This is a genomic window from Thalassospiraceae bacterium LMO-JJ14 (assembly GCA_021555105.2).
Lineage (GTDB): Bacteria > Pseudomonadota > Alphaproteobacteria > Rhodospirillales > Casp-alpha2 > UBA4479.
In genome coordinates, this window is sequence record CP134604.1 from 1160266 (window position 1) to 1181369 (window position 21104).

A 21104-nucleotide genomic window follows, 5' to 3' on the forward strand; every position below is an offset into this window, starting at 1 on the left:
ACGATATTATTGTAACCTCTCTGGCGCATTCGCTATGTCAGATGCTCAGGCTTTCTCTCGTTCCCGAGGGATTTGGGCAATTATAGCAGATAATTGAAAATGTTACAGCCAAGACCAACACAATATCACTACTCAAATACGTGTCAGAATCGCATACAGCTCATTTCATTTTCTTCAAAATGGAATGCTTGGGTGAAACAACACAATTTCCCAAGATTGAATAGTGAAACTCAACAAGTAAGTCGTTGTGGCACCTGTGTCTATTAAAAGATGTATTTCTATAATCGCTAGGTGCTAAAGCCTGGAGTAAATATGAACGAGTTTGCAGGAAAAACATACGCTGAAGCGATCTCCATGGTTTGCACCCGCTATGCGGACCGGAAAGCGCTGGTTTTTCAAGGCATGCATTATTCCTTCGCAGATATCAAAGATGAAATCGATAATGCATCGCGCCGTCTTCTTGAACTTGGTCTGCGTCGGGGCGACAAAATTTCCGTCTGGATGCCGAATTGCCCTGAGTTCATCTTTATCTGGATGGGGGCGTCCCAGATCGGGCTGGTAACGGTCATGTTGAATACCCGGCTCCGCATCGAAGAAGCGCAATACCAGATCATGCAGTCCGATAGCCGTGCGGTCGTCGTCCCGGGCGGCGGCGCGTACCGGGATTTCCTCGGCGATGTGCTGACGATGTTGCCAAAGGACAGCGGCGCGGCGGGTGCAGGTATTGGTGGCGGCAATCTGCCGATGCTGGAATACATCATTACAACCGGGCTGAAAGGGGAACATGGGCCAGGCATGTACCACTGGCCGGACATAACGTTCGCGGAAAACAGTGCCATCGACTATGAAACCGATCCCCAGGCTCCGGCGCAGATTGTTTACAGTTCGGGCACGACGGCGCTGCCGAAGGGCGTGATGTTGTCGCACGCCGTCTGGCGCAAGGCTGCCGACCATGGCGCGCGGTTCTATCAGAATCCTGACGACCAGCTATATCTCTGCATTCCGCTGTTCTCGATATTATCGACCGTAAACGGGGTAATGACGTTCTGGGTCGGCGGCTCGTCCGTTGCGCTGGACGATCAATTCGACGCCGAGAGGCTGCTTTCGACGGTGCAGGCCGAACGAAGCACGGCGATTTATCTTCTGCCGGTCATGATGAACCGGATGCTCGAACTGCCGGATTTTGACAGTTATGACATTTCAAGCCTGCGGACCGGCATTCTGCTGACGCTTGAGCGGGACGTCTATATGACGGCGGTCGAAAAATTCGGGATCGATGGCGTCTTTACCAGTTACGGGATGACGGAAACCTCAAGCGCATGCACGCGGACCTGGGCCGACGATCCTTTGGAAACACGCATTACGACGCACGGCAAGCCCTTGCCGGATATTGAGGTACGCATCGCCGATCCGGATACGAACCGGGAACTGCCGCCGGGACAGATCGGCGAGATCCAGGTGCGCGGCTACAACACGATGATTGGTTATTACAACAAGCCCGAGGAAACCGCGCGCGCGTTCACCGCCGACAGGTGGTACAAAACCGGCGACGCCGGCGAAATGCTCAGCGACGGATCGTTCAGATTTATCAGCCGTCTGGTCGATGGCTACAAACACAAGGGATTCAATGTCTCCACTGCGGAAGTGGAGACGGTTTTATCGCGTCACCCGTCGGTCGCGGAAGCGGCGGTAACGGCCATACCTCACAAGGATTTCGGCGAAGTTGGCGTTGCTTTTGTCATCCTTGCGCCGGACACCGCTTTCGATGAAGCGGGGATGATCGAATTCGTCAAAGAGCATCTGGCGACCTTCAAGGTGCCGGCACATGTGTTTGAGACGGATTCCTTCCCGACGACCTCAGGCACCGGAAAAGTCCAGAAGTTCAAGTTGCGCGAACAGGCGCTCGAACTGCTGCAAGCGAAATAAGCCTCAATCTATAAAAACAAGATCTGGTATGGAGACACGAACGGATGAATCCTTTTCTAAATATGACATACGCTCAGAGCATTGCCTATATCGCCGACAAATTCGGCGATCGGGAAGCGGTTGTCTTTCGTGATCAGAGATTTACCTACGCCGATGTTAAACGCGAAATCGACAGTGCTTCGGCGCGGTACGCCTCGCTCGGTTTAAAGCCGGGCGACAAGGTTGCCATCCTGCTGCCGAACCGTCCCGAATTCATCTGGTGCTGGCTGGGCGCGTCGCAAATGGGGCTGGTCGCCGTGATGATCAACACCAGGCTGCGTCAGGAGGAATTGTCCTATCAATTGGCACAATCCGATACGCGTGCCGTCGTCATCCCGGGCGAGGGGGCGTTCCGCGACTTTCTTGATGAACTGAGCGAGCTGGCACCGGCCATTCGCGATGGCGCGCCCGGGGCGCTGGGCAGCGAGAAGCTACCCGAGCTTTCATATGTGCTGGTGGTTGATGATTTCGATACTCAGTACAAGGGGGCGCTTTCATGGTCCGAACTGGCGCTTGATGATCTGCCATTGCCTGAAATGGAAAAGGATCCAAACGTCGCCGGGCTGATAAGCTACAGTTCCGGCACGACGGCCCTGCCGAAGGGCGCGATGATTACGCACTGCGTCTGGCGCAAGGCCTATGACATCGGGGATCGTGTGGATATGACGTCGGAGGACTGCCTGTATATGGCAATTCCGATGTTCGGCTCCATGGCGGTTCTGAACGGCGTTCTGCCCTATCTGGCGCGGGGGGCGAAACTGGTCATTGGCGAGCAGTTCGATGCCGATAAATGTCTGGCAGCGATCGAACAGGAAAAAGTGACGGCGATGCATCTGTTGCCGCCAACGGTCAAGCAGTTGATCGAATGTCCGAACTTCGATAAGTATGACCGCTCGTCGCTTAAAATCTCATATACTTTATCGATCGACCCGGACATTCTCGATGCAGTTGCAGACGTCATCGGCATCCCCGGCGTGATGACCGGATATGGCCTGACGGAGACGACGACCGTGGCCACGCGTAACCGTTGGGATGACTCACGCGAGATCCGTCATACGACACAGGGATGGGCGCTGCCGGACGTCGAAATCAAGGTTGTCGATCCCGAGACCTTCAAGGAACTGCCTGAAAACGAACCCGGCGAGCTTTGGGTGCGCGGTTATTGTGTGATGCTTGGATACTACAAGAAGCCCAAGGAAACCGAAGCCGCCATTCGCCCCGATGGCTGGTTCAGGACAGGGGACATGGGAAAGATGGATTCCACCGGCAGGATTCAATTCCTGGGCCGGTTGGGCGACGGTTATAAATCGCGCGGCTTTAATGTCTCGCCGGAAGAAGTCGAATTCACGATTAACCAGCACCCGTCGGTCTATGCCGCCGCCGTGATCGGCGTGGCGGACCCGGTCGCGGAAAAAATCGGCGCGGCGTTCATCGTCAAGCGCAAGGGTTGCGAGCTTGATGAGCAGGCGCTCCTGGATTTCCTCAAGCCGAAACTCTCCGGCTACAAGATGCCGAAGTACGTTTTATTCGTCGATGAGCTGCCGCTCACCCCGGGAACCGGCAAGGTGCAGAAATTCAAGCTGCGTGAACTTGCCGCGGACCTCCTGGAGTTGGAAAATTTTTCTGCAAAGAGGGCATGACTCCATGTCCCATGGCAAGGAAAACAACCCGTTCAGGGGACTGACATATGCGCAGTCGATCAATCATATCGCGGATACCTATGGCGATAAAACTGCCCTGACATTCCAGGGGCGGTCATACTCGTTTCGCGACCTGAAGCGTGAAGCGGACCTGGCATCGTCCCGTCTTGTTGCGCTTGGGGTGCGGCCTGGCGAAAGCATCGGAATCTGGATGCCGAACCGTCCCGAGTTTCCTTTCCTGTGGTTCGGCGCGGCGCAGATCGGCGTCATACCGGTTATAATCAATACACGCCTCAAACAGCACGAGTTCGAGTATCAGATCAGGCAATCCAAAAGCGTGGCGATCTTCGTGCCCGGGGCGGGGGCGTTCCGGGATTTTATCGGTGAATTGACGCAATCCCATCCCGCCATCGCATCGGGCAAACTCCCATCTGACCCGTTCCCCGATTTACGATCCGTCGTTTCCATGGATCCGGTGCCCGACAATGCCGGCAACGTTATCGGCTGGCATGATCTTGGAGAAGATCATCCGGTGCCGGCATATAACACGGACCCCGATTCCGTCGGCCTCATCGCCTACAGTTCCGGGACGACATCCCTTCCCAAGGGCGCGATGCTGTCGCATTGCATATGGCGCAAGGCGTTCGACGGTGGCCGGTATCTGAGGCTGACGTCGGCGGACAGCCTTTACCTGACGGTGCCATTGTTCGGCGTGCTTGGATGCCTCAACGGGTTGTTGATGTTCTGGTCCAGGGGCTGCGAGATTCATTTGCGCGAACGATTTGATGAAGAGGACTTCATAACGTCGCTGAGCGAGACAAGGTGCACGTTTGCGCATTTGCTGCCGACCATGATCGAACGCATCGCCAGACACCCTGCTTATGACAAGGACAAATTCAAATCCTTGCGCGGCGGCGTGATCCTGAGCAGCCAGGGCAGTCATTTCCTGCGCGCCATCGAGGTTTTGGGGGCGGAGGGATTTACCTCGGGTTACGGACTAACGGAATCCACAGGGTTGGTCAGCCGGTGCTATCTGGATGACCCGCTTGAGGACCGGTTGGGCCATCAGGGCTGGCCTTTGCCGGACTGCCCGATCCGCATCGTAGACCCGGAAACGAGGGAAGACCTGCCACCTGGGCAGGAAGGCGAAATCGTCATCGGCGGATACTCGGTAATGTTGGGCTATTTCGACAAACCGGAAGAAACGCAAGCATGCATATCGGATGACGGCTGGCTTTATTCAGGCGACCTCGGGGTCATGAGCGAAGCCGGTGCGCTGAAGTTCCTGCGACGGGTCAAGGACGGCTACAAACACAAGGGGTTCAACGTTTCGACGCCGGAAGTGGAAGCCGCCATCCTGAAATTCCCCGGGATCCGCGCAGCGGCAGTCGTCGGTGTACCGGACCCGGAATTCGGAGAAACCGGCGCGGCCTTTGTCATTCCCGACGGCGATGTGGAACTGGATGAGCATGAATTGCTGACATACCTCGACGCCGAGATTTCTTCATTTAAGGTGCCGGGCGCGGTCTTTGTTGTGAATGAATTCCCGCTGACAGGGGGCACCGACAAGGTCCAGAAGTTCAAGCTGCGCGAGCAGGCGATGTCCAGACTCGGGATTGCGGGTTGAACATGGATCGGACGCAAACAGGAACCATCGGGACGATGCAGTCCACCAGGTTGCAAATCGGCAATCTGAGCGGTGCGATGTTGCTTTTCCTCTGCAGTTCCCTGGCGAGTGCTGGGATACTCGGTGGCTGGCCGCAATCGACCACGGCCGCAACCGTGGTGCTGGCGATCTTCGTCGCATTACAAATATACAAGGTCCCCCGCCAGCAACTGTTCACAGGACTGTTTCTGGTGCTGATCGGCAGCCTGGCCGCTTTTCCGGAAGGCGGCATCATCGATTCAGCGATCAAGGCGTCAAAGGGGACGTTGATCTTTGTCGCTTTGTTCGTCGCCGTGGCGTTCCTGCAATACCCGGCGCTGAACAGTCCCTCAATGTTTGCTGTCAGAGAGGTGATCGTCAGCCAGCCGGCCGGCCGGCGTTATGCGACACTTACCCTGTCGGCGCACTTCTTCGGTGCCTTGACGAATTTTGCCGCGCTCAGTCTGCTCTCCACATTCCTCTTCGGTAATCTCGATACCAATGCCCGTGAGCGGATGGCGTGTGCCATGATTCGCGGTTTCGCTCTCGCTGCGTCATGGTCTCCGTTCTTCGTGAGCGTCGCCGTAATCCTTTACATCATGCCGGACCTGAGCTGGTTCAGAATTGCCTTGCCGGGCGTGCCGCTGGCTTTTCTGCTGCTTGTATACGGTTGGGGGTTCGATCGTATGGCGCATCGCAAGCCGCCGCCGCCGGGATCGAAGCCGATACAAGCCCCGGCGCCGGTAAAGCTGGAAGCGGAAACGATTTACAAGATCGGTGTGCTTGGTCTGGTGCTTGTCGGCTCGATCCTTTTCGTTTCGGAAACGCTGGCGGTTTCCATGCCGATCGCCATCTTTCTCGTCACACCGCTGATCTCTGTTATCTGGCAGGCATTGCTGTCGAGGCGGGATGGGCACGGCAGCCTTGGCGAAATGGCGAAAAGCGTCATCGAGAATATTTCCAAGTTGCGTGCGGAGATCGTGGTTTTTCTTTCGGCAAATTTTCTGGGGTATTCCGCCGCGCTGATCATTGATCCGGCGACGATTTCATCGACCCTCATAAACGCCGGGATATACGGATGGTCGGCGATCTTCGTGCTGTTGGGTTTCATGTTGATGTGTACCATGCTGATGGTGCACCCACTGGTCCTGATCGTCCTGCTGGGGCAGATATTCCCGGGCGAGGCGCTCGGGGTGCAAAGTGTGAGCCTCGCTTTATGCATGTCGGCGATTTGGGGTGTCGGAACGCCGTCTTCGCCCGGCTCCGGGTTGACCCTGTTCATGACACGTATTCTGGAACGCTCGCCTTGGTATGTTTCATGGCGGTTGAATGCTGCGTATTCTGTGGGCGGTATTGTTGTGGCGGGTGTTTACATCGCGATCGTTAACCGCTGGTTTTTGCTGTGATCGCTTAAATGGCGGTGTTTCGCCGCAGGGAAGTTTGGGAAGGAACGAAACAATGAACGATAGCCAGATCGTCGTCACCGACTATCCGAGTGAATACATTGCCAGAATCAGCCTGAACCGGCCGGAAAAAAGGAATGCGTTGGGGCCGGAATTGCGCGAAGGCCTGCTGGTCGCGTTGCACGATGCCATGGTCAATGCGGATATCCGGGTACTGATTATCACGGCCAACGGCGGACATTTTTCCGCCGGCGGCGATCTGGCGAGCTTGGCCGATGTCGACATGGTGTCCGGGCGGCACCGCATCAAGCGCGGACACATGGTGGCGCGCGCGATCCTGACGTCTGAGAAACCGGTTGTCGCCGCCGTCGAAGGTTACGCGATGGGCGCCGGCGCGGCGCTGGCCATTGCCTGCGACACGGTCGTGGTGGATGGCGAAGCAACGCTCGGCTTCCCGTTCCTGAAGGTCGGCCTGGGGCCGGACTTCGGCGTTTCCTATACCCTGCCCAGGCGTATGGGGGCCGGCCGGGCCCAGCATGCCTTTCTGCACGCGAAGAATTTCAAGGGCGAAGCGGCGGTCGATTGCGGGCTCGCGGATGTATTAGCGGAAACGGGCCAAGTTCAGGCGCAGGCGCTGGATTTGGCGAAGGATCTGGCGGCGTTACCGCCGAATGCGCTGGCGCTCGCCAAAAGACAATTCGCGGCGGCGCCGTGCGATTTCGAAACCGCGGCGGAAATGGAGGCCATGGGCCAGGCGCTCTGTTTCGCGGGAACGGAATTTCCAGAAGGCGTGGCGGCCTTTCAGGAAAAGCGGAAACCGAAATTCTAGCCTTTCGGCGGGATATCCTTGGTCCGGCGATAGGATAGCATCATCAGGAAGAACGCGACGCCAACCGACGCGAACACGAGCCGGTAGCCGAGCGTCGATCCGGTGACGTTCGGATCGTCCGTCACCGAGGATATGAGAAAACCTGTCAGATACTGCATTACGAAGATGCCGGAAATCGCCAGCAGATTGACCAGCGAGACGACCCGGCTTGCGAACTCGGCGTCGAACAGAGCTTGGGTATGGGCCAGCACGAGGACGAAAAAGGGCGCGCTGACCGTGATCACAACAAATAACGGCACAGCCATCCATACATGCGCATAGCCGACCGCGGCGAGGAATACAAAGAGGGCGGAAATGAACGACATGGCGCAGAGGATGACTTTGCGCCGGGTGTTGAAATACTGCTCGATGGGCGCATAAATCAGCATGCCGATATTCATGCCGATGGCCATGAAGAAAAGGATATAGCTGCGGTCGATTGCCGCAATGTGATGCACGTCCTTCAGGAATGGTCCCGCCCACAGACCGATCAGAACCTGTAACGGTGCATACATGAACATCGATATGCTGAGCGCCGGCCAGATTCGACGATCTTTCAGAACGGATAGCAGTCCGATAACGCTGCTGCGCAGGGTTACCGGCTCTGACGGCTCGCTGGCGTTGTCTTTCATGGTCGGGACATCGCGGACAGAGATGTAGGTTGCGATGGCCATGCTCAGAGTCGCGATGCCGATGAACAGAAAAACCACCCGCCAGGAAAATATTTCGATCAGATAGGCGAACGGCGCCGTGGCGAAAAGCCCGCCGAAACTGCCGAAGAACAGGAACCGGCCGGTCAACGAGGCGATGTTGCGGGGCTCGCCCCATTTGACGAAAACGGTATAGGCCCCGAGCAAGGACGCGGCAAAGCCGATGCCGAGCAAGAACCGGCCGGCCAGTATGCTGGTCCAATCACTGGCGTATGAGATCAGAAGGGAGCCGGCGACAGCGATGAGCGCCGTCGACGCCATGATGATACGGCACCCATAACGGTGAATGAGCAGACCGAAAGGTATCTGTATAAGTCCCTGAGCCAGGAACATGCTGCCCATGACCATGCCGATTTGCTGGGCGTTAAGGGAAAGCTCGTCGACCAGGACCGGCGCCAGCACGGAGCCGGAACTGCGGTGAAATTGGCCTAATGCGAATAGCAGGCACAGCACGCAGAACATGAATATGAAGCGGAATGATTTCGTCGGTTGTTCGGGCACGGTGCGAACTGATATTGGTCGTGGTGTCACACTTGAGGCTTTCATGTAGGGCGAGCAGAGGATACATTATGATCGAATCACACCCATTACAGCGAGTCATTTTGTTAAAATTGTACTTGGCAAATTTTTAGATTTATCGGACCGAATTGTAGGACATGGAAAAACAAGCCGAAGCATATGAGAAGCCGGTGACGGATGCGCGCGATGAGGCCTCGAATCTGGCGCCTATCGAAGAAGTCATCTCCGATATACGTCAGGGCAAGATGGTTATTCTGATTGATGATGAGGATCGCGAAAACGAAGGCGATTTCATCATAGCATCCGAGTTTGCGGATGCCGCGGCGATCAACTTCATGGCGCGATACGGGCGCGGGCTGATCTGCCTTTCTCTGACGGAGCAGAGGATCAAGGAACTAGGCCTGTCATTAATGCCCCGTCGTGAAGGGGATCGGCAAAGCACCGCCTTTACCGTGTCGATCGAAGCCCGCGAAGGCGTCACGACAGGTATTTCCGCGGCTGATCGCGCGCGAACGGTTTCCGTCGCCATTGACCGTGACAAAGGGCGGAATGATCTGTCGACGCCGGGCCACGTCTTCCCGCTTTGCGCGCGTGACGGCGGGGTGCTGGTGCGCGCAGGGCATACGGAAGCCGCCGTTGACCTGGCGCGGCTGGCGGGGCTGACGCCATCCGGGGTGATCTGCGAAATTATGAACGAAGACGGTACGATGGCCCGGCTGCCGGACCTTGTGAAGGTCGCGAAAGAGCATGATCTGAAAATCGCCTCGATTGCCAATCTGATCGCTTATCGGCGCCGCAATGAGAAACTCATCGAACGTGTCATGGAACGTGAGCTGGAATCCCGCCATGGCGGCCAATTCAAAATCATCGTCTATTTAAATCGGGTCGATGGCGTTGAACATGTCGCCATGGTGAAGGGCGATATCGGTGGCGACGAACCGACGCATGTGCGCATGCATTCGGTCAATCTGCTCGATGATATCGTTGGCGATTTGTTTTATGAACATGGCGGCGAAATCTATCGCGCCATGGAACGAATCGGTGAACTGAGCCGTGGTGTCGTTGTCTTTCTTCGTGAAACGCACAATACCAGCCCCTCGGATGCCTTGCGCCAGCGTGAGCAGTCGGTGCAGACAAGTGGCAGCAATCTCCGCGATTACGGCACCGGCGCGCAAATTCTCGCGGATCTCAATGTCTCGGACATGATATTGCTGACCAACAGCAATCGCAGTGTTGCGGGTCTTGAAGGATACGGCCTGCGCATCGTTGGTCGGGAACCGCTTTAAGGCCGCACGGCCCCCTGCGCGCATCATAAATAACATCTGGCGGCTGGCATTGTTTCGATGCCAGCCATTTTTTTTGGCTAATTTGTAAAAATTGATACTATTTAATGCGTGACAATATCAAAAAATAGTGTTGGTATTAAACGTCACATTGTGACGCAACCTCTTGCCCATGGCGTCTTGCCTTGGCCAGGGAGGGTTTAAAAAGAATATCGAATTGGGTGGAAATAAAATATGTCGAAAAAATTCTCCGGCCGGACGGCCGTTGTAACAGGTGGTGCGGGCGGGATTGGCCGGGCGACAGCCGAGGAATTTGCCCGTGGCGGGGCGAACGTTGCTATTTGTGAAATCAATATCGATGCTGCATCGGCAGCCGCGGAAGAGATCGCCAAGCAGCATGGGGTCATATGCAAGGCATATAAGTGCGATGTATCCGATGTCGCGGATGTTGATGCGATGGTCAGCGATGTCGTCGAAAACCTCGGCTCGCTGGACATCCTGGTGAACAACGCCGGAATCACCCGTGACAATCTTATTTACAAGATGAGCGATGACGACTGGGACCTGGTCATGGGCGTGCACCTGAAGGGGACGTTCGTGTGCACACGGGCGGCCCAGCGCGTGATGGTCGAAAATCAGTACGGCAAGATCGTGAATATTTCCTCGACATCTGCGCTCGGCAACCGCGGGCAGGTCAACTATTCGACAGCGAAAGCCGGCTTGCAGGGATTTACCCGGACATTGGCGCTCGAGCTTGGCCGCTACAACATCAACGTCAATTGCGTGGCGCCTGGTTTCATCGATACCGAGATGACCCAGGCCACGGCCATCCGTCTGGGCTTCGACCCCGAAGACTACAAGGCGGAGCGGGCCAAGAATATCGCCGTGCGCAGGGTCGGCGTGCCGCAGGATATTGCGAATACCGTCTCGTTCCTTTGCAGCGACGACGCCAGCTTCGTCAGTGGTCAGGTGATTTACGTCAGCGGCGGTCCTGAGACGCGGCGCTAACAAAGGCGGCTGGAAACAGGGCCGGAACGAATGTCGAAAGAGTGGAGAGATCATACATTTTCCGAAGCCCTCGATTGGGGGCGGCGGGTGCATGGTGAAAGACTGGCGATTGTTTCCGGCGAGCACCGTTTGACATTTTCGCAACTGGCGGACCGTGCGGAATCCCTGGCCCGGGGGCTTATCGAAAGCGGCGTCCGGAAGGGCGACTGCGTTGCGCTGTGGTCAACCGACTGCCTTGAATGGCTGCTGGCCAGATGGGCGGTGCCGGCCATGGGGGCCGTTCTGGTGCCGATCAATACCCGCTTCCGTGACGAGGAAATCCGCTACATCCTTGGGCAAAGCGATGCCAAGGCCCTGATCATGTCGCGGGGCATCCCCAGTGTGAATTACTACGATATTCTGTCGCGGATCGATCCCGGCGTGTCCGGATATCAACGCGGTGACTGGTCAAGTGAGATCTTCCCGACGTTGAAAGCGGTCGTCGGTATCGGTAATGAGATGCCGGACAGCGTCCAGCCGATAGCGGACGTTGAGGCGCAGGGCAGCGAGTTGATGACGCGGGACGATGTATATCGGACTTTCGCTGAAGATTGCCTGCCGTCGGATGTCGCGCAGCTTATGTACACGTCGGGAACGACGTCCTTCCCGAAGGGGGCGATGGTTTGTCATGGCCCGCTTTTGCAGAACAACTTCAACACCATTGCCAGGATGCGTCTTGATCACACCGACAGGTATCTGGCGTCGGTGCCGCTGTTCAGTGCCACGGGAACGTCGTTTACGTTGTCGCCGTTCCTGGCCGGTGCCGCCATCGTGCTGATGGAGGACGGATTCAGCGCCGAGCGTTTCTGCCGGCTTGTCGAAGCAGAGAAAGTGACGATGAGTTTTTTCGTCGAGCCCATTGTCAGGGATCTCAGAAGCCTCCCCGAGTTGTCCAAGTACAATCTGACCTCGCTTCGCACCGGCACCGGCGCGCCGTTGCGGGCGGAATCGTTCCGCTGGCTTGCCGAGGATCTGGGTGCCGAGCACCTGACGAACGTATATGGGCTTTCCGAAACGTCGAATGCGGTTTGCCGCAGTTTCTGGAACGACCCGCTCGAAGACCGCATTGAAAGCTGCGGCCGCCCGATGCTGGATGTGCGGATTCGAATTGCGGATCCGGAGACGGACAGCGATCTCGGATGCGGCCCGATGGGCGAGATACAGGTGAACGCCTACACGGTGTCGCCGGGATATTACAAAATGCCGGAAGAAACGGCTGCCTCGCGCAGTGCGGACGGCTGGCTGAAGACGGGTGACCTGGGCGTGCTGCGCGAGGACGGCCAGCTTCTCTTCAAGGGGCGCATCAAGGAAATGATCAAGCCGGGTGGCTTCAACGTTGCCACGCTTGAGGTCGAAAACTTCATCAAGAAATTGCCCGGCATCAAGGAAGTTGCACTCGTCGGCGTGCCTGACGAACGGATGGGCGAGATCGGTTATGTCTACATTGAAACCGAGGATCAGGCGAACGTCACAAGCGAGGACGTGATCGCCCACTGCAAATCGCATATCGCTGGCTACAAAGTCCCGCGCTACGTCAGCTTCATTGAGGACTGGCCGATAACGGGAAGTGGAAAAATTCGCAAACTCGATCTTCGCGATCGGGCAATCGAGAGTATATCGCGGCAGCAAGATGAAGCCGTGGTCGGATAAACACCAGTAATCAGATGGACTTGGGAGACAGATAAATGATTGATCCGGTTGATGCCCTGCAAAGCAAGGAAATTCAAGAACTTCACGAAATAGCAATTAACGAATTTGCACCGCGGGGCCGTAAGTACGACGAGAATGCGGATATGCCCGTTGAGAATATTCAGACCCTGTTCGAAAAGGGCTGGCTCTCGACCACGCTGCCGAAGGAAAAGGGCGGCAAAGGCAGCAACCTCGATACGGACGATCCGGCAACCTATCTGCAGGCGTTGCGGGTTATTGCCCGAGGGTGCAGCGGGACCGCGCACTGCTATCAAGTCCATAACCACACGATTTGGGCGATCAATGACCTTGGTACCGATGATCACTTCGAACGTTACATCAAGCCTGGTTTCGAGCGTCCGTTCCTGGGCTCTTTCGTCGGCTCGGAAGCCAAGCGCCGACACATGTACATGATGAACACGACGGCGACGCCGACCGAAGGCGGATTGATCGTGCGAGGCGAGAAGAACTACGCAACCAACGGCCCGACAATGGGCTTCGCGATCATCTTCACCGCGTTGGCGGGTGTCGAGGACTTCAACGAGAACCACCAGATGGTCATCATCAGACCGGATATGAAAGGCGTCAGCGTCGATCTGGATTGGTATCGTCCGGCCGGTATGCGTTGCGCGTCGAGCCCGGTGATCACGCTCGACGATGTATTCATTCCGGATGCAGATGTTTTCTGCGCGCCGGGTACGTACCCGAAAGCACGTCTGCAGGGTAAGTTCCACCTGGGCTTTGCCGCCAACTATCTCGGTACGGCCGAGGGCATGTACGACTGGTATCTTCAGTATGTCGGCGGCCGCGGCAAAGGCGGCGACGGCATCGTGCAGATGCGCACCGGGGAAATGAAAATTCAGCTCCGCGCCGCCGAAGCGCTTTTCCACGACGCGATCCGCTCATGGAAAACCAAAAGCGTTGTCGAAGCCGAACTGATCTCGATTGCAGCGAAGTCGATGGCAGCCCATGTCGCATTCGAGCTTTCGCACAAGATCATTCATAACTCGGGTTCGACGGCGATGTTCGATCAGTTCCCGCTCGCGCGTTACATTCGCGATCTGGAAACCCACGTGCTGCATGCCGGTCACGACCGTTCGGCGCAGATCATCGGTCAGGCAGAATTCGGCCAGACGTTCGATTCCACCTTGCAGCGCTAACACTTGAGGTAGCCCCATGAGTACCGAAGCCACGGAAAGGCGGTATGAGGACGTGAAGGAGAACGACTTCTTCATGTTCGAAAAACCGCCGGTCACCAAACAGCAGCTCGTCATGTATGCGGGGGCTTCCGGAGATTATAACCGCATCCATTATGATCATCATTTCGCCGTCGAGGCAGGCCTCGGCGGGGTGATCGCCCACGGGATGCTGGTTATGGGCTTTCTCAGTCAAACGGTCGTGATGTGGGGCGGCAAGGGAGCCTTCGTGACAGAAGTCCGGAGCCGCTTTGTCGCCCCTGTCCGACCCGGGGATTGCGTGGTGTTCGATGGCAGGGTTGTCAGCAAAGAAGTGGTGGATGGAAAGAAGCTTTGTCGGCTGGAGGTTGAAGGCGTTGCCAACGAACGGATCGTTATCAAGGGGGCAGCCGTAGTTCAACTTCCTGACGGCAACTGATGGGCGTCTCCCAAGCGATGAATGAGCTTTCTGTGGCGGGGACTCTCCATACAGAGCGCTGGCGTGAAGGGAAAGTCGCATGGCGGGTGTGGGGCAAAGGACCTGCGGTCGTGCTCATACATGGTGGTTTCGGTTCATGGACTCACTGGATACGCACCATTCCGTCGTTGTCGAAGGACCGGTGCGTGCTGGTTCCCGATATGCCAGGGTTCGGAGACTCCGATGATTTTTCGATGGAAGATGCCGCCGAGGAAATCTCTGAGGCACTAAAGGACGGGTTGGGGAAACTCGTGGATCTGCGCAAGGGGATAGATGTCGTCGGTTTCTCGTTCGGCACGGTTATCGCGGGAACCCTGGCCAGTATGCTGGTTGAATCAGACCCCAACGTTCTCCGCTCGCTGAGCCTGATCGCGCCGGCGGGGCTCGGCATTCACGTCAGAAATTACCCCAATCTCCGCGGGATGTCGCCGGGTATGACGGTGGACGAAGTTCGCGATATGCACCGTCACAACCTTGGGGTTGTGATGATCGCAGATCCGGCCCGAATTACCGATGAAACGATAGATTTGCAGATTGCCAATACGGCCAGAAAACGCCGGACCGCAAAGCCGTATTCCAGGTCCGACCGCTTACTCGGATATTGTCGGAAACTGCCCCTGGCGCATGTTGACGTGATCATGGGCGAGGAGGATGCATACGTGCGCCAGAACCAACCGGAGTATGGCGAAGCCCTCAAAACGCTGCATCCGGGATTGCGCATTCACAAGATTGCGGGGGGCGGCCATTGGGTCATGTATGAGTGTCCTGAAGCGTTCAATCAAATCATTCAAAGTTGTCTGGAAGATGTAGGGACATGAAAAAAATACTGGTCGCCAACCGGGGTGAAATCGCCTGCCGAATTTTTGAAACGTGCAAAAAAATGGGATTGCAAACAGTCGCCGTTTATTCCGAAGCCGATGCCAATGCACTTCACGTTCAGCGCGCCGATGAAGCCGTTCTGATCGGCCCGTCACCGGCGCAGCAAAGCTATCTGAACGTCGATGCAATTCTGGCGGCGGTGGAGAGCACGAACGCGGATGCGGTCCACCCGGGATATGGATTCCTGTCAGAGAACACGGCTTTCGCGAAGCGCATCATGGATGTTGGAAAGAACTGGATCGGCCCGTCGCCGGAGACCATAAAGCTCATGGGAGACAAGGAACGGGCGCGGAATATCGCTGCTGCGGCCGATGTGCCTGTTCTGCCGGCCAGTGAGCCGTTTGACGAGAACAACGTCGCGGCGATTGTGCAGGCGGCGGAAGATATCGGCTATCCGTTGCTGGTGAAGGCTGCTGGCGGTGGCGGTGGCATCGGCATGCGGCGTGTGGATGCACCGGAAAAGCTTGAGGCCGCGCTGCTTGCGACGCAAAACCAGGCGGCCCGCTCCTTCGGGGACGGTAAGGTCTATCTGGAGAAGTTCATAGAAAAAGCCCGCCATGTGGAAGTGCAGGTTTTTGGACTGGGTGACGGCCGCGCGACAACCTTTTCTACGCGCGATTGTTCCGTGCAACGACGTTTCCAGAAAATTATCGAGGAAGCGCCGGCGCCGTTCCTGCCCGCCGAAATGGTGGAGGCTATTTGCGCGGCGGCGTTGTCGCTTGCGCAAACACAGAAGTACGCCAGTGCCGGGACCGTTGAATTCGTTGTCGATACGGAAACCGATACCTTCTTCTTCCTTGAAATGAACACCCGCCTTCAAGTGGAACATGGGGTCAGTGAGCTTGTTCTCGGTATCGATATTGTTGAAAAGCAACTTCGTCTTGCCGCCGGCGAGACGTCTGATGAACTTCTGGAAGCACGCGCGCTGCAAGGCCATGCGATCGAGGTGCGTGTTTGCGCGGAGAAACCCGAGAAGGGGTTCCTGCCACAACCAGGCAGCCTGGACACGCTCGTCTGGCCGAGCGATATGGAAGGCATTCGCATCGATACTGGGGTGCAGCAAGGCGACAGCGTCACGCCTTTTTACGATCCCATGATTGCAAAAATCATGTCGACCGGCGCGGATCGCACGCAGGCCGCCGACCGTTTGGTTCGCGCCCTGCGGGACGTCCGGATCGAGGGCGTCTCGACCAACCTTGCGTTTCTGATCAACGCGCTTGAGCATCCGGATTTTCGCGAAGGCAATATTACAACGGCGTTCGTAGAGCATCATTTGAGCGATTTAATCGGCACCTGACCGGTCCACAGATATTCGAAGCACTAAAGGAAGTCATATGAGTCTCTATACGCACATCCGCAGGGAACATGCCGGCAATATCTTCTTTGAAATCGCCATTGCATTCGTTCTGACGCTGCTGATTGCCTTGGCTGCGAAGATCAGTGTTCCTTTTTATCCAGTGCCGATGACCATGCAGACCGCCGCGATTTTGGGAATCTCGTTGATCGTGGGGATGAAACGGGCGGCATTCGTTATCGGGCTTTATCTCTTTGAAGGAGCGCTCGGCCTTCCCGTATTCACGGGCACACCGGAGCGAGGGATCGGGCTTGCCTATATGACCGGGCCGACAGGCGGGTATCTGGCCGGGTTCATGATGGCGGCAATATTCGCCGGCTATATGGCGGATCGTGGCTGGGGCATATCTGCTTTGAAAGCCGTTGCCGTCTCCGTGATGGGAACAGCGATCATACTGCTGCCGGGTTTGCTTTGGCTCGGCGTGTTGTTCGGGTGGAGCTTTTCGCTTCTTGAAACGGGCCTGTATCCGTTTGTGCTGGGTGGTTTGTTTAAATCGTTGCTTGTCGGGTTGGCTGTCAGTGGTGCCTGGCGGTTGATGCGAAAATCTGGCGATTGAAGAATTATGGATCGTCTCAGGATTGCTGAATGGTCGATGGTTTCTCACCAGGGCGGCATGACGAATTGCAGGATGGTCCTGCCGATCGATACGTATATTTAGGAGGATGCAGAGATGAGTGTCACAATGACCGATACCCAAACAGATGAAAATCAGTCGGTTGATATAACAGGTCTTCAGGTGCGGCGTTTGTCGCCAGCACTTGGTGCGGAGATTTCCGGTGTCGATCTGGGCGCGGGTGTTGATGATGCGACGTTTGCCGCGATCCACGATGCCTTGATGGAACATCAGGTTATCTTCTTTCGTGACCAGGATATGTCTGTCGAGCGGCACCTCGAACTGGCAAAGCGTTTCGGCTCGCCGACATATTCGAAGAAACTGCCGAAGTATGACGGCAACGATTTTGTGTCACTGATTCAGAGCAACGGCAGCAAGATCAACGTCGGTGGCCGCTGGCACACTGACAATACCGATTTCAAAGAGCCGCCGATGGGCGCCGTTCTTTACTGCGAGGAAACGCCCAACTCCGGTGGCGATACCCTGTTTGCCAGCATGTATGCGGCTTACGACGCGCTGTCCGAGGGATTGAAGCGCCACCTCGACACCCTTGTTGCACAGCACGACAACAGTCTCGTTGTCCTGCGTTTTGCCGGCACCGAATTTGTCGGCGACAAGGGCTTGTCCGTTGAAGCGCCGGTCGAGCATCCGGTGGTGCGTGTGCATCCGGTGACCGGCCGCCGCGCGCTCTATGTCAATTCGTCCTATACCCGCCGCATTCTTGACGTGCCGGATGTGGAAAGCCGGTATCTGCTGAACATGCTGATGGAACACGTGATGACACCCGATTTTCAGGTTCGCTTCGAATGGCGCCCGGGCAGCGTTGCAATCTGGGACAATCGGTGCACGCAGCATTACGCGCCGAACGATTATACTGAACCCCGGAGGATGCGCCGTGTGCAGATTGATGGTGATGCGCCGTACGGCGTCAGCTGAGATCACGCAAGGCAACCTCAAAAGAATCAGGCGGGTACGCTATCTGAGGCATTGTCACGCTAACCGCTAGTGTAAGGCCCATGATCGACTGGCGAGATGAACCCCATCTCATATTCTCGCAGTCAACGGTTGCGAAGTACATGGCGGAGCGTTGTGGCCCGCCGTCTCGGGGCTGACGTACTTTCCTCGGAAACCATGCAGACAGTATTGCTGCGATCGATCGATTCGCCGTGCCGACGATCGGGTTCAAGTTATTGTTTGGGATCGTCCGACGACGTCACGTTCGCCATGTCAGTATGCCTGCGTCGGGCCGTCATAGGATCAACTCGCAGAAACCTGTTATACGGTATTCGGTTTCGGTGATCGGCAGCAAAGTTGCGGATTCATTGCGTGAACTTGTCGGCGGACGGGTACAGGCTGTTTTCGAAAAAACCTTCTATATAAAATCTGGAACCCTACTATTCTGTGTGGGTGGTGCAGACATGGTGGCTGGCCCGATAAACTGTATCACGTCGGTGCCCAGCACTGTTGATTGGAGGGTGACAGGGATTAATAATTACACGCGCGTCAGGGGCTCTTCGGAGATAATCAACGTTGGCGGAATTTTTCAATTCCTCCTGTCCAACTCGTCCACATGGATGCCCGAATTCAGTGCACAACCAGCCTCAATCCCGTTAGTTACGCGGGGCGTCGATGACTTTCGTCGCGCCGTTGCCGGCCGCGATGACATTGACGGTCTCGGGAGGTTTCTGATTTCCGGTTATCGGCCGAGCAACCTGCAACATATATGCATCGCTGCTGAAGAAGCACTGTTGGACGCTGGCGAATGGTTATCGGATGCATTTCAGAATTCGGATCAGAAATCGAGAGACGGGCTGGTTTGGATCGATAAACTGAGCGGACTTGGCCAAGGACTGACCCCATCAGGAGATGATGTTCTTGGTGGCGTGATGATTGCTCTGCATCAATTAGGCGAAACCGATTTGTGCCGGGTGCTTTGGCACCCGATCAAGCGGTGCACGGAAGAGAATAGCAATGAAATTTCATTGGCGCACTTGTCAGCAGCCGCGAGCGGGTCTGGAAGTGCCAGTATCCATCATATAATACAGGCAATTATGAACGGCGATACGAATGGGATCCATGCTTCTATCGATACTATCGCGGCCATTGGTCATTCCTCAGGCTGGGACATTATGACCGGCGTCATCATTACCCTTGAAGCGTGGCTCAGCGCGCATACAGAATATGAGAAAACATAATGCTTGAAACAATGCGTTCATACAGGGGCATGGTTACCGCCCCTCATCATCTTGCAGCACGTGCGGGGCTGAGGGTTCTGGAAGATGGTGGGAATGCCATTGAGGCAATGGTTGCCGCTGCGGCAACGATCACCGTTGTTTATCCGCATATGAATTCCCTTGGCGGTGACAATTTTTGGCTTATCCATGCCCCGGGAAAAGACGTTATTGGTATTGATGCCTGCGGCGGCGCGGCGGCAAAAGCTGATATCGAATTCTATAACAGCCAAGGTTATGAAACCATCCCCTCGCGTGGCAAACTTGCCGCGTTGACCGTCGCGGGAGCCGTGTCGGGGTGGGAGGCAGCGCTGCGGGTCAGTGCCGATTGGGGTGGCACGATGTCATTGGAGCGCTTGCTCGAAGACGCTATTTATTATGCGGAAGATGGCGTTTCTGTTACCAGAACACTTGCCGATAACACCCGTTTGAAGTTAGGTGAAATGAGCGATGCGCCCGGATTTTCTGATAATTTTCTGGTTGACGGGAACTTACCGGAGCAGGGCGCGCGATTCCGTCAACCTCGTATCGCGACGACATTGCGACGGTTGGCCGCAGCCGGACTTGATGATTTTTACCGGGGTGAGTTGGCCCGCACTGTTGCCGCAGATTTAGAACGCGCCGGCGCCCCTTTGCGCTTAGATGATCTGGAGCGCCATAATGCCATTCAGCTCAAGCCTTTGGCTCTCGATACTTTCGGCCATAAAGTTTATAATATGCCGCCACCGACACAGGGCTTGGCATCATTGCTATTGCTTGGAATTTATGAGCGCCTGAAGGTCCGTGAGGCTGAAACTTTCGACTATGTGCACGGCCTCGTAGAATCGACTAAACGGGCTTTCCGGATTCGGGATTGCTACGTAACCGATCCGGCCTATATGAACGTCGATCCACTTGAATTTCTAAAAGCTCATCGTCTTGATGAGATGGCCGCAGATATAGATCCGGCAAAAGCCATGACTTGGCCAGATGCCTCATCGAAAGGCGATACTGTCTGGCTTGGTGCCGTCGACGGCGAAGGTCGTGCTGTAAGCTTTATTCAAAGTATTTACTGGGAATTCGGGTCCGGCACGGTGCTGGATGAGACAGGAATCACTTGGCAGAACCGAGGCACGAGTTTTTCACTCGACCCAGCTCATCACAATTGCCTGAATCCCGGGCGACGCCCATTCCACACCATCCAGCCTGCCTTGGCGCGCCTGTCCGATGGTCGGGTCATGCCATACGGCACCATGGGTGGCGAGGGTCAGCCTCAAACACAAGCCATGATCTTCTCACGTCATGTTCTTCACGGTCAGGAATTACAGCAGGCAGTGACCGCGCCGCGCTGGTTGCTTGGCCGGACATGGGGGACTGAAACCACAAATTTGCGTATTGAGAATCGATTTGATCCTGGGGTAATCCGAGCTCTTGCAAATGCTGGTCATGACATTGAGGAAGTGGGAGCTTTCGACGAAGTCATGGGCCATGCAGGGGCTTTGGTTCACCATCCAGATGGTCTGATAGAAGGTGCATCAGACCCGAGAGGGGATGGTCAGGCCGCCGGATTCTGAGCACACTTATTCGAGGCGGTAGCGTCAGAGCAAACCAGTTTGAGACTGGCCG

17 protein-coding genes are annotated in these 21104 nt (G+C 56.1%); 16 read left to right on the plus strand and 1 reads right to left on the minus strand.

Annotated elements, in window-relative coordinates; translation table 11 throughout:
* Window positions 1–312 precede the first annotated feature (312 nt).
* The 5 genes from L2D14_05645 to L2D14_05665 all read left to right on the plus strand — a co-directional run bounded on the left by L2D14_05645 (window position 313) and on the right by L2D14_05665 (window position 7482).
* Window positions 313–1926 (plus strand): AMP-binding protein, encoded by a 1614-nt coding sequence (locus L2D14_05645; protein ID WNK00909.1) that lies wholly within the window; start codon window positions 313–315, stop codon window positions 1924–1926.
* A gap of 62 nt (window positions 1927–1988) precedes the next feature.
* A complete protein-coding gene (locus L2D14_05650; protein ID WNK00910.1) occupies window positions 1989–3605 on the plus strand; it encodes an AMP-binding protein in 1617 nt (538 codons plus the stop codon).
* A 4-nt stretch (window positions 3606–3609) separates the two neighbouring features.
* Window positions 3610–5232: an AMP-binding protein gene (locus tag L2D14_05655; GenBank protein ID WNK00911.1), complete on the plus strand. Its 1623-nt coding sequence runs from the start codon at window positions 3610–3612 to the stop codon at window positions 5230–5232.
* Between the two features lie 35 nt (window positions 5233–5267).
* The gene (locus L2D14_05660; GenBank protein WNK00912.1) at window positions 5268–6656 is read left to right on the plus strand and encodes a hypothetical protein; all 1389 of its coding nucleotides are present in this window, start codon (window positions 5268–5270) and stop codon (window positions 6654–6656) included.
* A 52-nt stretch (window positions 6657–6708) separates the two neighbouring features.
* Entirely contained in the window at window positions 6709–7482 is a 774-nt protein-coding gene (locus tag L2D14_05665; GenBank protein ID WNK00913.1) for an enoyl-CoA hydratase/isomerase family protein, read from the plus strand.
* Here L2D14_05665 and L2D14_05670 read toward each other — a convergent pair.
* Window positions 7479–8732: an MFS transporter gene (locus L2D14_05670; GenBank protein ID WNK00914.1), complete on the minus strand. Its 1254-nt coding sequence runs from the start codon at window positions 8730–8732 to the stop codon at window positions 7479–7481. The two genes, L2D14_05665 and L2D14_05670, sit on opposite strands and share 4 nt — an antisense overlap.
* 155 nt (window positions 8733–8887) lie before the next feature.
* Here L2D14_05670 and ribB point away from each other — a divergent pair, with 155 nt between their 5' ends.
* The 11 genes from ribB (at window position 8888) to L2D14_05725 (ending at window position 21052) form a co-directional block, all read left to right on the plus strand.
* Window positions 8888–10036 (plus strand): 3,4-dihydroxy-2-butanone-4-phosphate synthase, encoded by a 1149-nt coding sequence (gene ribB / locus L2D14_05675; protein WNK00915.1) that lies wholly within the window; start codon window positions 8888–8890, stop codon window positions 10034–10036.
* A 231-nt stretch (window positions 10037–10267) separates the two neighbouring features.
* Window positions 10268–11041, plus strand: coding sequence for a 3-oxoacyl-ACP reductase FabG (fabG, locus tag L2D14_05680; GenBank protein WNK00916.1), 774 nt, complete (start codon window positions 10268–10270; stop codon window positions 11039–11041).
* A 30-nt stretch (window positions 11042–11071) separates the two neighbouring features.
* Window positions 11072–12730, plus strand: a complete 1659-nt coding sequence (locus L2D14_05685) for an AMP-binding protein (protein WNK00917.1) — start codon at window positions 11072–11074, stop codon at window positions 12728–12730.
* A 35-nt stretch (window positions 12731–12765) separates the two neighbouring features.
* Window positions 12766–13929: an acyl-CoA dehydrogenase family protein gene (locus L2D14_05690; protein WNK00918.1), complete on the plus strand. Its 1164-nt coding sequence runs from the start codon at window positions 12766–12768 to the stop codon at window positions 13927–13929.
* Window positions 13930–13945: 16 nt separating this feature from the next.
* Window positions 13946–14383, plus strand: a complete 438-nt coding sequence (locus L2D14_05695) for a MaoC/PaaZ C-terminal domain-containing protein (protein ID WNK00919.1) — start codon at window positions 13946–13948, stop codon at window positions 14381–14383.
* Window positions 14383–15240 (plus strand): alpha/beta hydrolase, encoded by an 858-nt coding sequence (locus tag L2D14_05700; protein ID WNK00920.1) that lies wholly within the window; start codon window positions 14383–14385, stop codon window positions 15238–15240. The genes L2D14_05695 and L2D14_05700 overlap by 1 nt, the downstream gene beginning before the upstream one ends.
* Window positions 15237–16598, plus strand: coding sequence for a biotin carboxylase N-terminal domain-containing protein (locus L2D14_05705; protein ID WNK00921.1), 1362 nt, complete (start codon window positions 15237–15239; stop codon window positions 16596–16598). The genes L2D14_05700 and L2D14_05705 overlap by 4 nt, the downstream gene beginning before the upstream one ends.
* A gap of 37 nt (window positions 16599–16635) precedes the next feature.
* Window positions 16636–17211, plus strand: coding sequence for a biotin transporter BioY (locus L2D14_05710; GenBank protein ID WNK00922.1), 576 nt, complete (start codon window positions 16636–16638; stop codon window positions 17209–17211).
* 126 nt (window positions 17212–17337) lie between these two features.
* Window positions 17338–18204, plus strand: coding sequence for a TauD/TfdA family dioxygenase (locus L2D14_05715; GenBank protein WNK00923.1), 867 nt, complete (start codon window positions 17338–17340; stop codon window positions 18202–18204).
* Window positions 18205–18563: 359 nt separating this feature from the next.
* Window positions 18564–19463 (plus strand): DUF2877 domain-containing protein, encoded by a 900-nt coding sequence (locus L2D14_05720; GenBank protein ID WNK00924.1) that lies wholly within the window; start codon window positions 18564–18566, stop codon window positions 19461–19463.
* A complete protein-coding gene (locus tag L2D14_05725) occupies window positions 19463–21052 on the plus strand; it encodes a gamma-glutamyltransferase family protein (protein WNK00925.1) in 1590 nt (529 codons plus the stop codon). The genes L2D14_05720 and L2D14_05725 overlap by 1 nt, the downstream gene beginning before the upstream one ends.
* Window positions 21053–21104 lie beyond the last annotated feature (52 nt).